At 54.8% G+C, this 13,688-nt stretch carries 13 protein-coding genes and 1 other annotated feature; of the genes, 2 read left to right on the forward strand and 11 right to left on the reverse strand.

The features are described from left to right. Positions 1 to 51: 51 nt before the first annotated feature. Both ACKI5T_RS02160 and ACKI5T_RS02165 read right to left on the reverse strand, forming a co-directional pair. The gene (locus ACKI5T_RS02160; protein ID WP_059180650.1) at positions 52 to 1,374 is read right to left on the reverse strand and encodes a 6-phospho-alpha-glucosidase; all 1,323 of its coding nucleotides are present in this window, start codon (positions 1,372 to 1,374) and stop codon (positions 52 to 54) included. Further along, positions 1,371 to 2,987, reverse strand: a complete 1,617-nt coding sequence (locus tag ACKI5T_RS02165) for an alpha-glucoside-specific PTS transporter subunit IIBC (protein ID WP_407435244.1) — start codon at positions 2,985 to 2,987, stop codon at positions 1,371 to 1,373. The genes ACKI5T_RS02160 and ACKI5T_RS02165 overlap by 4 nt, the downstream gene beginning before the upstream one ends. A 220-nt stretch (positions 2,988 to 3,207) precedes the next feature. Here ACKI5T_RS02165 and ACKI5T_RS02170 point away from each other — a divergent pair, with 220 nt between their 5' ends. Then, complete coding sequence (locus ACKI5T_RS02170) at positions 3,208 to 3,954, forward strand: GntR family transcriptional regulator (RefSeq protein WP_407435246.1); 747 nt, start codon at positions 3,208 to 3,210, stop codon at positions 3,952 to 3,954. Here the strand turns inward: ACKI5T_RS02170 and ACKI5T_RS02175 are convergent. The 3 genes from ACKI5T_RS02175 to ibpA all read right to left on the reverse strand — a co-directional run bounded on the left by ACKI5T_RS02175 (position 3,922) and on the right by ibpA (position 6,719). Beyond that, on the reverse strand, positions 3,922 to 5,583 hold the full coding sequence (locus ACKI5T_RS02175; protein WP_407435247.1) for a putative transporter: 1,662 nt from the start codon (positions 5,581 to 5,583) through the stop codon (positions 3,922 to 3,924). The genes ACKI5T_RS02170 and ACKI5T_RS02175 overlap by 33 nt on opposite strands. A gap of 164 nt (positions 5,584 to 5,747) precedes the next feature. Continuing rightward, positions 5,748 to 6,176, reverse strand: coding sequence for a small heat shock chaperone IbpB (gene ibpB, locus ACKI5T_RS02180; RefSeq protein WP_011915282.1), 429 nt, complete (start codon positions 6,174 to 6,176; stop codon positions 5,748 to 5,750). A gap of 132 nt (positions 6,177 to 6,308) precedes the next feature. Further along, positions 6,309 to 6,719, reverse strand: coding sequence for a small heat shock chaperone IbpA (gene ibpA, locus ACKI5T_RS02185; RefSeq protein ID WP_059180655.1), 411 nt, complete (start codon positions 6,717 to 6,719; stop codon positions 6,309 to 6,311). Beyond that, positions 6,713 to 6,785: a sequence feature (ROSE (Repression Of Heat Shock gene Expression) occurs in the 5'-region of heat shock genes and acts as an RNA thermometer to modulate expression.), on the reverse strand. It overlaps the preceding gene by 7 nt. 247 nt (positions 6,786 to 7,032) lie before the next feature. On the opposite strand from ibpA, the gene ACKI5T_RS02190 reads away from it, so the two are divergent. Further along, a complete protein-coding gene (locus ACKI5T_RS02190) occupies positions 7,033 to 7,365 on the forward strand; it encodes a YceK/YidQ family lipoprotein (protein ID WP_186753229.1) in 333 nt (110 codons plus the stop codon). On the opposite strand, the gene ACKI5T_RS02195 is transcribed toward ACKI5T_RS02190, so the two are convergent. From ACKI5T_RS02195 to dgoR, 6 genes are all read right to left on the reverse strand, one after another. Beyond that, complete coding sequence (locus tag ACKI5T_RS02195; protein ID WP_407435250.1) at positions 7,366 to 8,592, reverse strand: DUF3748 domain-containing protein; 1,227 nt, start codon at positions 8,590 to 8,592, stop codon at positions 7,366 to 7,368. Positions 8,593 to 8,643: 51 nt separating this feature from the next. Continuing rightward, positions 8,644 to 9,981, reverse strand: a complete 1,338-nt coding sequence (locus ACKI5T_RS02200) for an MFS transporter (RefSeq protein WP_407435251.1) — start codon at positions 9,979 to 9,981, stop codon at positions 8,644 to 8,646. 178 nt (positions 9,982 to 10,159) lie between these two features. Then, positions 10,160 to 11,308: a galactonate dehydratase gene (dgoD, locus tag ACKI5T_RS02205; protein WP_407435253.1), complete on the reverse strand. Its 1,149-nt coding sequence runs from the start codon at positions 11,306 to 11,308 to the stop codon at positions 10,160 to 10,162. Further along, positions 11,305 to 11,922, reverse strand: coding sequence for a 2-dehydro-3-deoxy-6-phosphogalactonate aldolase (locus ACKI5T_RS02210; RefSeq protein WP_011915276.1), 618 nt, complete (start codon positions 11,920 to 11,922; stop codon positions 11,305 to 11,307). The genes dgoD and ACKI5T_RS02210 overlap by 4 nt, the downstream gene beginning before the upstream one ends. Then, positions 11,906 to 12,784, reverse strand: a complete 879-nt coding sequence (locus tag ACKI5T_RS02215) for a 2-dehydro-3-deoxygalactonokinase (RefSeq protein ID WP_407435255.1) — start codon at positions 12,782 to 12,784, stop codon at positions 11,906 to 11,908. Before ACKI5T_RS02215 ends, ACKI5T_RS02210 begins: the two co-directional genes overlap by 17 nt. Continuing rightward, positions 12,781 to 13,470, reverse strand: coding sequence for a D-galactonate utilization transcriptional regulator DgoR (gene dgoR, locus ACKI5T_RS02220; protein WP_011915274.1), 690 nt, complete (start codon positions 13,468 to 13,470; stop codon positions 12,781 to 12,783). The genes ACKI5T_RS02215 and dgoR overlap by 4 nt, the downstream gene beginning before the upstream one ends. Positions 13,471 to 13,688: the final 218 nt, after the last annotated feature.

Here is a 13,688-nt window from a genome sequence, read left to right on the forward strand (position 1 = left end):
AAATCGAGACGGACAAGGAGACCGGCATCAGGACGATGCCGGTGGTCAGGATTAATGCAGTTCTGGCCAGTAATCTTTATTAGCGTCGATCAGGTCATCAAGAATGGCTTTCGCCACAGAAGCGCTCGGCACGGTTTTCGACAGCGTAATCGCCTGCCACAGTTTGGTGTATGAGCGCTGTTCCCAGGCATCAACCACCAGTTTTTCGACGGCCACCTGCTGGCCCATCAGCCCTTTCTGGAAGTGCGGAATATCACCCACGGTTAACGGTTCCGGGCCATTTTTGCCCACCAGGCACGGAATTTCGACCATCGCGTCCGCATCAAAGTTATGGATAGCGCCGTTGTTTGGCACAATCAGCAGCATGCGTTCTTGTGTGTTGAAGGCGATAGCGGTCGCCAGATCAACGATGTACGACGCATGTTCGTCGATTTCCAGCTCACCGGCGGAGGATTTCCCGGCTTCGATAATCGCCCGGCAGGAGCTGAATACGTGCTTCTCACGGTGATCCATCACTTCATTCGCCCGGGTGCGTTCTGGATTGGAGTGTGCCACCACGTAGTCCGGGAAAAGGTAATATTTCAGATAAGTGTTTGGCATCGTGTCCGGGTCCAGCGCCTGAACGTCTTTCGCCTTGGCAAAGGTATCGTTCCAGCTCGCTTCGGTATGCACATCGTCAGACGGCGGCACATAGCCATGTTTCGCGACATATTCACGCAATTTCGGCATCAGATCGTTACCGTTTAAATCTTCAATCGACGTCCACCAGCCAAAGTGATTAAGACCGTAGTAACGCACACGCATCTCTTTGCGATCCTTCAGGCCGACAATCTGCGCCATGCGCCCTTCAATGCCGATCGGCATATCACAGATGTTGAGGATTTTGGCGTTAGGGCGCAGCCGACGGGTCGCTTCCGCCACAATCGCCGCTGGGTTGGAGTAGTTCAGCATCCACGCGTTCGGCGAGTATTGCTCCATATAATCCACCAGCTCAAGGACGCCACCAATAGAGCGCATACCGTAGGAGATCCCGCCAGGACCGCAGGTTTCCTGACCCAGCACGCCGTGACGCAGCGGGATTTTTTCGTCTTTTTCACGCATCGGATATTTGCCGACGCGGATATGCGCCATCACAAAATCAACGTCGGTAAACGCCGCTTTCGGGTCGGTGGTATAACTAAAATCGACCTCGGGTGCCTGTTCCTGAAGAATAATTTTGCACGCCTCGGCGATGGTTTCCTGACGTGCGCCGTCGTTGTCATAGAATTTCAGCGCGCGGAGCGGAAAGCGATCGCGGTTTGCTAACAGCATCAGAACGATACCCGGTGTAAACGTGCTGCCGCCGCCTGCGATAACAACTGAGAATTTTTTCATGATACAGCCTCTGTCATGGTGGAAGATTCAAGGGGGGAAGGCGTTTTCATCAGCGATTCAAGCTGATCGCGCACCTGCGGGACGTGCAGCCCGACAATCACCTGAATGCCGTTGCCGCGACGCACCACGCCGTGGGCGCCAAGGGATTTGAAGACGTCGTCACTTTGTGTGTTTGCCATATCGACCAGCGTGATACGTAGCCGGGTGGCGCAGTTATTGATGCTTTCGATGTTGCCCGCCCCGCCCAGTGCCTGCAGATAGCCCACTGCCTGGCCTGCGGAGGTATTCGCCGCAACGGTGGTTTGCTCACGTGCAGCCTTGTAGTCGGCCTTGCTGTAGAGTTTGATTTCACTCTCTTCGCGGCCCGGCGTTTTGAAGTTGAAGCGTTCAATCAGCGTTTTAAAGATGATGAAATAGAGCGCGGTGAAGCACAGGCCGATGCCTATCTGGGTGAACATCATCGAGGCATGGTTGTGGAACATCGGGATCCAGTTTTGTGGCAGGAACTGGTCAAGCAACCCGCCGCCCATGTTGCCCACCACGCCGAAGATGTACATCACCATCGCCATAGTGGCAGCCAGAACGGCGTGAACGGCAAACAGCAGCGGCGATATAAACAGGAAGGTGAATTCAAGCGGTTCGGTAATGCCCACCAGCATGGCGGTGAGCGTGGCGGGGATCAGCAGCCCGGCAACTTTGACGCGGTTTTCCTTTGCTGCGGTGTACCACAGCGCCAGCGCAATCCCGACAGAGCCAAACACCTTAGAGTTACCGTGCAAGGCAAAGCCGCCTTCCGGGAACAGGGTTTTCAGCGGTTCGGTGCTCTTGCTAAATTCCTGTAAGTGCTGCGCCCAGTACACCTGTATGCCGCCCTCTACCGCTGCCGGACCGAAAATAAACGGACCATAGACAAAGTGATGCAGTCCGGTTGGAATCAGAATGCGTTCCAGGAAGGTATAAACCCACACCCCAAGCGCCCCGGCTGAGCGTAAAAAGACCTGAAGGGATTCAATACCCATCTGAACTTTCGGCCAGCCGAGCAGCGTGAGCCACGCACACGGAATCATCACAAAGAAAGCGATGATCACCACAAACGAAGTACCCTGGAATATGCCAAGAAAGACGGGAAGCTGTTTATCGAAATAGCGGTTGTGAATCGCCGTCACCAGACCGGAAATAACAATCGCGCCAATAATGCTGGTATCGAGGGTTTTGATACCGGCGATCATCGCCAGCCCGCTTCCTGCAGTGGGTTCGGCCATAAAGTTCACGCCAAAGAAATGACCCCAGGTCATTCCCATCGCGTTAATAAAGTAGTTCCAGGTCAGGAAGCTAATCAGCACCGCCAGACAGGCTCGGCCCTGAGCCTGTTTAGCCAGACCAATCGGTAAGCCAACGGCGAAAATAAGCGGCATATTACGGAACACCGCCCAGCCGCCCTCTTCAATAATATGAATAATCTGTGCAAATAAATGATCGGGTGCAGTTAATGCCTCGCCCACAAAAAGCGGATTGCGCAGCATGATGGCAATACCGACGACAATGCCTGCGAAGGGAAATAACAGCACCGGGGTAAACATAGCGCCGCCAAAACGTTGTATTTGACTGAGCATATTAAATCCTCATTTAACAACCTGTAGGAGTAGAGGCCTTTATGGTTTTTTGCTGGCCTGAAATCAGAATAAGAATTTGCTCAGTCGTTAACATCGCGCGCCGCTGCGATTCGTGATCGTATTCATGGTTTTATTTTGCTCAGTGAGGTCTACTTTTTACTTAAAATCTGGACATGTTTGAGCGGAATGACCGGATAAATAGGGGCAGAGAGGTCTACAGGTGATCTACAAATCTATTGCTGACAGATTACGTTTGCGGCTGAATTCATCCGACTACAATATCGGCAGCCCCTTACCCGGTGAGAAAACGTTGGCGCAGGAGTTTGGCGTCGCGCGTATGACCATCCGCAAAGCCCTGGATCTGCTGGTGAGCTGGGGCCTGGTGGTACGTCGCCATGGCAGCGGCACCTTTGTGGCGCGAAAAGACGTCCATCATGAAACCACCAACCTGACGGGGTTAGTGGAGGTGCTGCGCCAGCAGGGAAAAGAGGTGCAGAGTAAGGTGTTGCAGTTTGAAGTGATGCTCGCGCCGCCTGCCATTGCCAGCCAATTGCGCATTCAGATTGATGAGCGGATCTATTTTTCGCGCCGGGTGCGTTACGTCGAGGGGAAACCGCTGATGCTGGAAGACAGTTTTATGCCCGTAAAACTGTTCCGTCATCTTTCGCTGGCGCATCTTGAAGGGTCGAAGTTTGATTATATTGAGAAAGAGTGCGGGATAACGATCAGCGGCAACATTGAGAGCCTGACACCGGTTTTAGCGGATAAACAACTTGCTAACTATATGAACTTACCTGAGCATACGCCGCTGCTGCGGATAACGTCTCTTTCCTACAGCGACAGCGGCGAGTTCCTCAATTATTCCGTGATGTTCCGCAATACCAGTGATTACCAGGTGGACTACCATCTGCGGCGCATCCATCCGGAGGCGCTATTAGCCCATCCCCCAGAACAGCACGGCCAGTAGCTGCGGGGTGATGATGCGCAGGAACATCACCAGCGGATAAACCGTGGCATAGGACAGCGCTGCCGCGCCACTGGTGGCGTGCAGGTTATTGGCAAAGGCCAGCGCAGGCGGATCGGTCATCGAACCGGCCAGCATGCCGCACAGCGTCAGGTAGTTCATGTTGGTGAAGATCCGCGCCAGAATCCCGATCGTCAGCAGTGGAACGGCGGTGATGAAAAAGCCGTAGCCAATCCAGCTGATGCCCTCGCCGTGGGCCAGCGTATCTATAAAATCACCGCCCGATTTTAGCCCGACAACGGAAAGAAACAGCACGATGCCCAGTTCGCGCAACGCCAGGTTCGCGCTCGGTGGCATAAACCAGTACAGCTTTCCGATGCAGCCGATACGCCCAAGAATCAGCGCCATGATCAGCGGCCCGCCCGCCAGGCCAAGCTTCAGCGCCACCGGAAAACCCGGCACATACAGCGGAATAGACCCGAGCAACACGCCAAGCCCAATGCCGATAAACACCGGCAGCATCTGTACCTGCTGCAATTTTTGCTGAGCGTTGCCCACCATATCCGCCACCGCGTCGATAGACGACGGACGCCCCACCAGATTAAGGATATCGCCAAACTGCAGGCTGGCATCCGGGCTGGCGACCAGTTCCACGCCCGCGCGATTTAGGCGGGAGATAACGACGTCGTAGCGCTCTTTTACCTGCAAATCGCGGATTTTCTTGCCCAAAACCTGTTCGTTCGTGACCACCACACGCTCCACACGCATGTCGGTTCCGCGGGTGGAAAGAGAGGTTTCAACCTCCTGGCCGATCACCAGCTGCGCGCTGTGTAAATCACCCGGTTGCCCGACCAGATGCAGTAAATCGCCGATTTGAATGACGGTTCCTGGCGACGGCACCATCAGCATATCGCCGCGTTTGAGGCGCGAGCAGATGATGTTGATACTGTTCAGAATCGGGACATCCTGAATCGCCATATTGCTGAGGTTAGGGTTTTCGACACGGATATTGATGGTTTTGATCAGCGCGTGGCCGTTGGTCATCGCAGATTCGTGCTTTTTGGCTTCATCGTCAACGTTGATGCGAAACAGAACGCGCACCAGCCACATGGTCAGCAGAATCCCGCAGATCCCGAACGGATAGGCCATCGCATAGCTCATCCCCATCTGGTCTACGACGTCAGGGGCGATGCCCAGATCGCGCAATATTTGTTGTCCAGCCCCCAGCGCTGGCGTGTTGGTGACCGCACCGGAGAAAATCCCCAGCACCACCGGCAGCGGTATCTCGAAGAGTTTATGCAGAATAGCGGTCACTACGCCGCCCATCACCACAATCCCGAGCGCAAAGAGGTTGAGCCGTAGGCCGGAGACGCGCAGAGAGGCGAAAAAACCCGGACCGACCTGGATGCCGATGGTGTACACAAAGAGGATCAGGCCGAATTCCTGAATGAAATGCAGCATCTCAGCACTGAGCGTGATGCCCAGTTGCTCGGCAAAATGGCCAATAAAAATCCCGCCGAACAGCACCCCGCCGATGCCAAGCCCAACACCACGAATTTTGATATTGCCAATCCACAGCCCTACCACCGCCACCAGGGCCAGCACGCTAACCGTTAATGCGATATCACTCATGATCGATTCCCTGAGCATAACCTGAGTTATTTTAAGGATTCTCTCAGAGCGTGAGGGGGTTGTATGGGCGATGGCGCACAAAAAAGCCCTGCCGAGGCAGGGCTTTATCTTTTCACCCTCTCCCTGTGGGAGAGGCCGGGGTGACGGCATCACCCCGTAGGGGATTAGCTGTTCAGTGCCGGACGGTCGCTGATGGCGATACGCTGCGGAGCCAACGCTTCGGGCACGTTACGGGTCAAATCGATATGTAACAGCCCGTTGGTAAAGGTCGCACCGGTGACTTCCATATGGTCGGCCAGCGTAAAGCTCAGGCTGAACGGCTGAATAACCAGACCCTGATGCAGCCATTTGGTCTCGGTTTCCGGTTTTTCAGGCGTCCCTTTCACCGTTAAACGCGTGCCTTCGAGCTGGATATCCAAGTCGTCCTGACGGAACCCGGCCAGCGCCAACGTGATGCGATAGTGGTTGTCATCGCTTTTTTCGATGTTGTACGGCGGGAAAGCCTGATGTTCAGCGGTGCTTTGCAGGGCGTTAGCCAGTTTGTCAAAACCGATCCACTGACGCAGAAGTGGGGATAAATCATGATTACGCATACTATTTTCTCCTTCTGAGAAGCGAGTGCAGCACTTTTTTTGTGCGCAGTTATACCTGCAAATCCGGATGGATTCGCATTTGCTCCCTTACGGCAAGCAATTCTGGGTGGGCCGCCAGCGCGACCCGCTTAATTAGTTAATCTCGATACGGCGCGGTTTTTTCTCTTCCGGAATCACACGTTCCAGATCGACAAACAGCAGACCGTTCACCAGGTTTGCACCTTTAACATGAATGTTTTCGGCGAGCTGGAATTTGCGCTCAAAGTTGCGCTCAGCGATACCCTGGTAAAGATAGGTGCGCTCTTTTTGCTCGGCCGTATGTGCGCCTTTCACCACCAGCAGGTTGTCCTGCGCGGTGATCTCCAGTTCGCTTTCAGCAAACCCGGCGACAGCAATGGCGATGCGGTAGTGGTTTTCGTCCACCAGTTCAACGTTATAAGGAGGGTAGCCGTTGCTCTGGCTTTGATTATTTTCTAAGTGGTTGAACAGACGGTCAAAACCAATAGCAGAACGGTAAAGCGGAGATAAGTCGAAATTACGCATAAATCAAAGCTCCTGAAATCAGCAAGTCATTTTTGCCTTCCACAATGGACAGGCCACTGAGCCACCAAACACCCCGCAGGCGTGTTCGTTCTTGGGCTACACACATAAAATGGGTCTGCTTGCGTTCTTTTCAAGACTCAACGTGTAAGATTTTTTTGCACTTTGCTGACACTCGCATAGACTTGGGGCTACAGCACAAAGGGTTAAACTGCGATGGCTGCCACAGAGCAGTGCTTTACAACTATTCATTTCGCACATGGCTCGCTATAAATTGATATCGCTATTCTATCGGGCCATTAACGTTGATTAACTGATGATGAAAAATGTTCTGATAAAGCTGACAGCGTGCAGCGTGATGGTTTTACTTTGCGGGTGTTCGAGCGTGATGTCTCACACCGGCGGTAAAGAAGGAACATATCCTGGCACGCGCGCCAGCGCTGCGATGATTTCGGATGACGAGACAAACTGGGGCACCAAATCCCTGGCAATCCTGGATCTGCCTTTTACGGCAGTGATGGACACGCTATTAGTCCCATGGGATCTGTTCCGCACCGACAGCTCCGTGCGCTCACGGGTCGAAGCCAGTGAGAAACAGAATCTGGCGACCAATGCTGTTATCCCGCCTGCGGCAATGCCTGCCCCGTAATTACTTTCCGGTTTCCGTTACCCAAAGTTGACGGAAACCGGCCGTCTCTTCCATCCACGCGATAAGCTGTCCGTTCGGTGAAAAAACGATGGCGTCGCCTGATGGCGGGTTGCCATGATCGGACGTCAAAAAGGTCACTTTTCCGGTGAGTGAATCCGCAAGCGCAATGCGATTTTCCAGCACAAATCCAAGCGCATAGCCCGACGGGTGCCAGTTAAACGCCGACTGAATATCGCTGGCGTTATGCGTCAGCTGGCGCGGCTCTCCGCCCTCTGGTGCGATCAGCCACAGTTGCACTACGCCGTCATCATCGCGCATCAGGAACGCAATCTCTTTGGCCTGAGGATGACTGCGCACCCAATGGCGCGGGACATTGACCAGGCCCGGAAAGCGATTCTGATGGGTAAAGGTTAAACGACGCTGCACCACGCCGGCGGGCGGCACGGGCATCTTTTCAGCCGTTCCTTCCAGCGGTTCACTGCCAGCACGTTTCCAGCCCTGTTCATCTTTTGGCAGACGGACAATAAACAGTTCGGGCACTTTTTCGCCGCTGTTACTCAGCGTATCACCGATAAACGCTATACGATCGTTACCCACCCACCCTTCTTCGTAAGCTCGATTGATCTCATCGCTGCCTGGCAGCGGCGTCGGCGTCGTGCGGCTCACCAGCACGCTCCAGAATGCGCCTGCATATTCTCGCGGATGATTGCCGCGCGGCGTCACCGGGCCAAACGGTGCGGCCACGCCCACGTTGCGTAAATCAAGTTTTGCATCGCGCTCGTGCAGCACATGGTCGTTATAGGTAAAGCTGACAAACTGTCCGTTGGGACTAAAAACATGAACATGGCTGCCGCCGCGCAACGCGCCAGGCGTGTAGGGCGCGGTGATATCCATCGCATCGAGATTTTCGACCTGCGCATTTTGCACCGTCACACCCCGGCGGTGATGAAAATCGTACTGCCAGTTCGCATCCGGATTTTCCGGGCCATGGATAAACACGTACTTATCATCGGTCGGATGAACGGTCACCACGCCCACATGCGCGCCATGACCGAAACGATAAATTACCTCGCACTCGCCCGTTTCGACATTCACACGTTCAATGGTTTCACCGGTAAACGACGCGCCGGACGGGCGCACGTCAAACACCAGCCATTGGCTGTCTGCGGTCCAGGTGTTGATATTCGTGAGTTGATGATGGCGGGGAGCGAAAGTGATTTGTTTCATGGGGATACCCTGATGCGCGGTTATCGCATCAGGGTAAAGCATCGCAAAGCATTAGCCTACACGTTTCACATCGCCAACCAGCAGGATGTAAGAGAGCGCGCCGATCAGCGCCACGGCGGCGATATACACCAGCGCCGGGCCAAAGCCGTAATCCTGCGCCAGATAGCCCACCACCAGTGGAACCGTGATCCCGCCGAGGCCGCCAACGAAGTTAAAAACGCCGCCCGTCAGGCCGATCAGGCGCATCGGTGCCAGCGACGACACCAGCGACCAGGTGATCGACGCAAAGCCGTTGCCGAAGAATGCAATCGCCATCAGGGTCATAATCCATACCGGATCGTTGGTGTAGTTTGCGCCCATAATGCAGGTCGAAATCAGCAGGCCGCAGATAATCGGCGTTTTACGCGCCACGCCCAGTGAATAGCCTTTTTTCACCAGCCTATCGGCCAGCCAGCCCGACAGCAGCACGCCGAAGAACGCGGCCAGGAACGGCACGGTGGTCATAAATCCGGCCTTCAGCGCGGTGATACCTTTTTCCTGCGTCAGATAGTTCGGGAACCAGGTCAGGAAGAACCACAGCGTTGACGTGACCGCGAACTGCCCGATGTATACGCCCACCAGCTTGCGGTTGAAGACCAGTTTCCAGTCCGCTTTGGTCATCGGCTGGCGCGCTTCTTTTTTGGCTGGCGCGTCGCCATCGATCAGACCGCCGCCGTCACGAATATAATCCAGCTCGGCTTTGGTGATGCTTTTGGTCAGGCGCGGTGGCTGATAAACCTTAATCCAGATGAACGACCAGATAATGCCGATGCCGCCGGTGATAATAAACACCCAGTGCCAGCTCAGCAGTTCCTGAATCCAGATCAGCAGCGGCGTCAGGAATGCCAGACCGACAAACTGACCCGACGTGTAAAAGCCCACGGCGGAAGCGCGTTCGTGCTCCGGGAACCAGCTGGTGACCATCCGGTTATTGGTTGGGAACGCCGGTGCTTCGAAAATCCCGGTGATGGCGCGCAGGCCGATCAGCGACATCAAACCCGTCGCAAAACCCTGGAACAGCGTCGCCACTGACCAGCCGAATATCGCAATAAAATAGGTGAGTCGTGAACCCACGCGGTCAAGGAACCAGCCGCCGGGAATTTGGCAGAGCGTATAAAGCCAGGCAAACGCGGAAAACACGTAGCCCATTTCCGATTTAGTGATGCCAAATTCTTCCTGAATATGGGCCGACGCAACGGCAAGGTTGGCGCGGTCGACGTAGCAAATCACCACGGTAATAAAGATCATAATCAGCGTCAGATAGCGACGACGCCCTGGTTTTGCAGTAATAACTGGAATATCCATCGTAATCTGTCTCCAGATTTTGGGCATAGCGAAGCCGCTCACCATGCCCTGTAGTTTCAGAGGGTGTAATTATTTTTTTATTTAAAAAAGTAGCCGGAATGCGCTAAATAATTCGTGCTGGGGGAAGGCGGCAAGCTTTTGCATCCCCGGGAGCATACAAAAGTATGTGACCGGGGTAAGAAAGTGCAGCCAACACATCACCAGCGCGAAGTATGACGCGCATTTACCACTCGGCGACGGAGCCGTCGGCGTGACGCCATAACGGATTACGCCAGTCCGGTGCATTCTTACTCAGCTCAATGACTTTGGCTTCGTCGATTTCGACGCCCAGGCCCGGCTTCGTCAACGGTTTAAAGAAACCGCCTTCCATGCTGAAGTCTTCTTTGTTTTTCACGAAATCGAGCAATTCCGCGCCCTTGTTATAGTGGATGCCCATGCTTTGTTCCTGGAACACCGCATTGCGCGAAACAAAGTCCACGTGCAGACAGGCTGCCAGAGCGATCGGCCCCAGCGGGCAGTGCGGCGCTAGCGCCACGTCGTAGGCTTCTGCCATTCCGGCGATTTTGTAGCATTCGGTGATACCGCCTGCGTGTGACAGATCCGGCTGCAGAATGGCCAGGCCTCCGGCTTCCAGCACGCGTTTGAATTCGAAGCGCGAGAACATACGTTCACCCGCGGCAATCGGGATATGGGTTTGCGCCGCCAGTTTCGGATAGTACTCGGCCTGTTCCGCCAGGACCGGTTCTTCAATAAACAGCGGGCGATATTGCTCAAGTTCTTTGATCAGCACTTTTGCCATCGGCGCGCTGACGCGGCCGTGGAAATCGAGACCAAATTCAATTTCATTGCCGAAGGCTTCGCGGATCTGCGCCACGGTATTTACCGCTTTGTCTACCGCACGCGAGTTATCAATCACGCCCATCTCTTCGCAGCCGTTCAGCTTGAAAGTATCAAAGCCGATGTTGCGCAGAGTTTTAATTCCGTCGATCACTTCCGCCGGACGGTCACCGCCGACCCAGCTGTAGGCTTTGATTTTGTCGCGAACCAACCCCCCCATCAGCTGCCACACCGGCGCGTTCAGTACTTTGCCTTTGATGTCCCACAGCGCCTGATCGATACCCGCGATAGCGCTCATCAGAATCGGGCCGCCGCGGTAAAAGCCTGCGCGGTACATGACTTGCCACAGGTCGTTAATGCGCGCCGGATCCTGACCAATTAAGTATTCTTTTAGCTCGTGTACCGCCGCTTCTACGGTGCGTGCGCGGCCTTCGATGACCGGCTCACCCCAGCCCACGACGCCTTCGTCAGTTTCGATTTTCAAAAACATCCAGCGCGGGGGTAAACGGTATGTGGTGATGTTGGTTATTTTCATTTCACTGCCTCTCGATACGCCTTAACAAATGCGGCTGCCTGCTCTGCGGTACGTTCCACGGACTGTCCGGCGCGATACAAATCGCTGCCAAGGCCTGCGCCCACACAACCGGCTTTCAACCATTGCGCCAGGTTTTCTGGCGTCACGCCGCCCACAGCGAAGACCGGGACATCCGCCGGAAGCACGGCTTTCAATGCTTTGATGTAGTCCGGGCCGAAGGCTGACGACGGGAAAATTTTCAGCGCCTGCGAGCCAGCGTCCAGCGCGGTAAACGCCTCTGTCGCTGTGGCACATCCTGGGCAGACGGTCATGCCGTAACCGACCGCGCGGCGGATCACCTCTGGATTGATATTCGGCGTAACGATGAGCTTGCAGCCCATTTTCGCAAGCTGGTCCACCTGGTCAGGTTTCAGAACCGTACCGGCGCCAATCAGCGCTTTATGGCCGTAAGCATCAACGACCGCAGGAATGCTTTTTTCCCATTGCGGAGAGTTCAGCGGAATTTCGACCGCGTCAAAACCAGCGTCGATAACCGCGCCAACGTGCGCCAGCGCCTCGTCCGGCGTGATGCCGCGTAAAATCGCGATAAGAGGAAGATTAGTTTGCCACTGCATGAGCGATGCTCCTTATGCCTGCCTGAAATGCCGTATCGCCTGCCACGGTTGCAACCTTGCGCCCAATGGCGCTGAACGCCTGCTGGTAGCGCGACGTTAACGATGAACCGGCGACGATCGTGATGGCCTGCTCGCTGGCGATGAAATCGCGCATGCTGGCGACTTCTGCGCCAATCAGCAGGCCGGACAGAAATTCGCTGACCTCTTCACGCGGGAGATTTCCCAGCACGTGCGACGCGCGAACTTCAAAAAGTTGTGGCAAAACGGCAGGCGAGGCGAGACCGCGCTCAAGCCCGGTAGTGAACGCGTCAGGAGCGTTTTTTTGTTCCGGTAAACCTGCGCCCACCAGCGAATGACGCAGCAGTAAATGGTGCAGTTCACCGGTCATCACGGTGCGGAAATCGTGGATTTGCTCGCCATCCGCCAGCACCCATTTACAGTGGGTACCGGGCATCACGTACACAGAAGAAGGAGAAAGGAAGCGCGCGCCGAGCAGTTGGGTCTCTTCGCCGCGCATCACGTTATGGTTATCGTCGCGAGACACGCATAAGCCTGGAATGATCCACATCTTGTCGCCAACGGACGTTAACTGCTCGCCAATGGCAGAGAAATGAGCAGGAACAGGCAGGTACGGGGCTACTTTCCAGCCGACGTTGCTGCCGACCATTCCGGCCATAACCACCGGTGTGGCGCTATCGCGCCAGCCTGATGTCACCTCCGCTAACACCGCTTCGGGGGATTTACCGTTCAGGCGCGTGACGCCTGCTTCGGATTGCCTGCTTTCCAGGCATCCGTCGTCCTGATAAAGCCAGGCGCGCAGATTGGTCGATCCCCAGTCAATAGCGATGTAGCGAGATGTCATGTGATTTCCTTTAGCCTTCGTGTTGAGCTGGCGATCATGGTGAGCGCCGCCTGCTCTGCCGCATCGCTGTCCTGATGTCTTATCGCATCGAACAACGCTTTATGTTCCTGGAGCGTCTTCGGCATGTTGGCCTCATCGCCCATCCAGGTTCGTTCAAATACTGCGCGCTGTAGCGAGCTGATCGCGACGCTAAGCTGCTGCAAAACCGGGTTATGAACGGACTGCAACACCGCCTCGTGATAGCGAATATCCGCTTCGTTAAAGGCATCCCGATCCTGATTATTGGCAATCATGTCGTTGAGCGCCGACTCAATTTGCGCCAGATCGCCCGAGGTCGCGCGTTCCGCCGCCCAGCGTGCGATGGCCGGTTCCACCAGATTTCGCACTTCGCTCATCGCGCCAATCAGACGCGGGTCGTAGTCGTTTTCCAGTACCCACTGCAGGACATCGGTGTCCAGGTAATTCCACTGGTTACGCGGGGCAACAAACGCGCCACGGTAACGTTTCATTTCGATCAGCCGCTTCGCCATCAGCGAACGAAATACTTCGCGAATGATATTGCGCGAGGTTTCAAACTCTTCGCAGAGTTCGGCTTCTGCGGGCAATGGCGAACCGGGTACGTATTTGCCGCTCACAATCTGGTTGCCCAGCGTAATAACGATGCGGTCGGTTTTATTCAGCGTCATGGAGAGTCCTTGTGCTCTATGTGTCCATCACTACTTTACCGCGACTGCTGATTTTCGCCTCACTTTTGCAGTACAAACGTGAGGCTGTTCGTCATTGCCATGCCGGTAATGTAGTACAACACATATAAGTTGTACTACAATCGAGATCACAAAAAGAACAATTCATTAATCTGAAGGCAAAAAAAGCCCCGGTCTATAACCGAGGCTGATAAGTCGAA

This window comes from Lelliottia sp. (genome assembly GCF_045627565.1).
Classification (GTDB): domain Bacteria; phylum Pseudomonadota; class Gammaproteobacteria; order Enterobacterales; family Enterobacteriaceae; genus Enterobacter.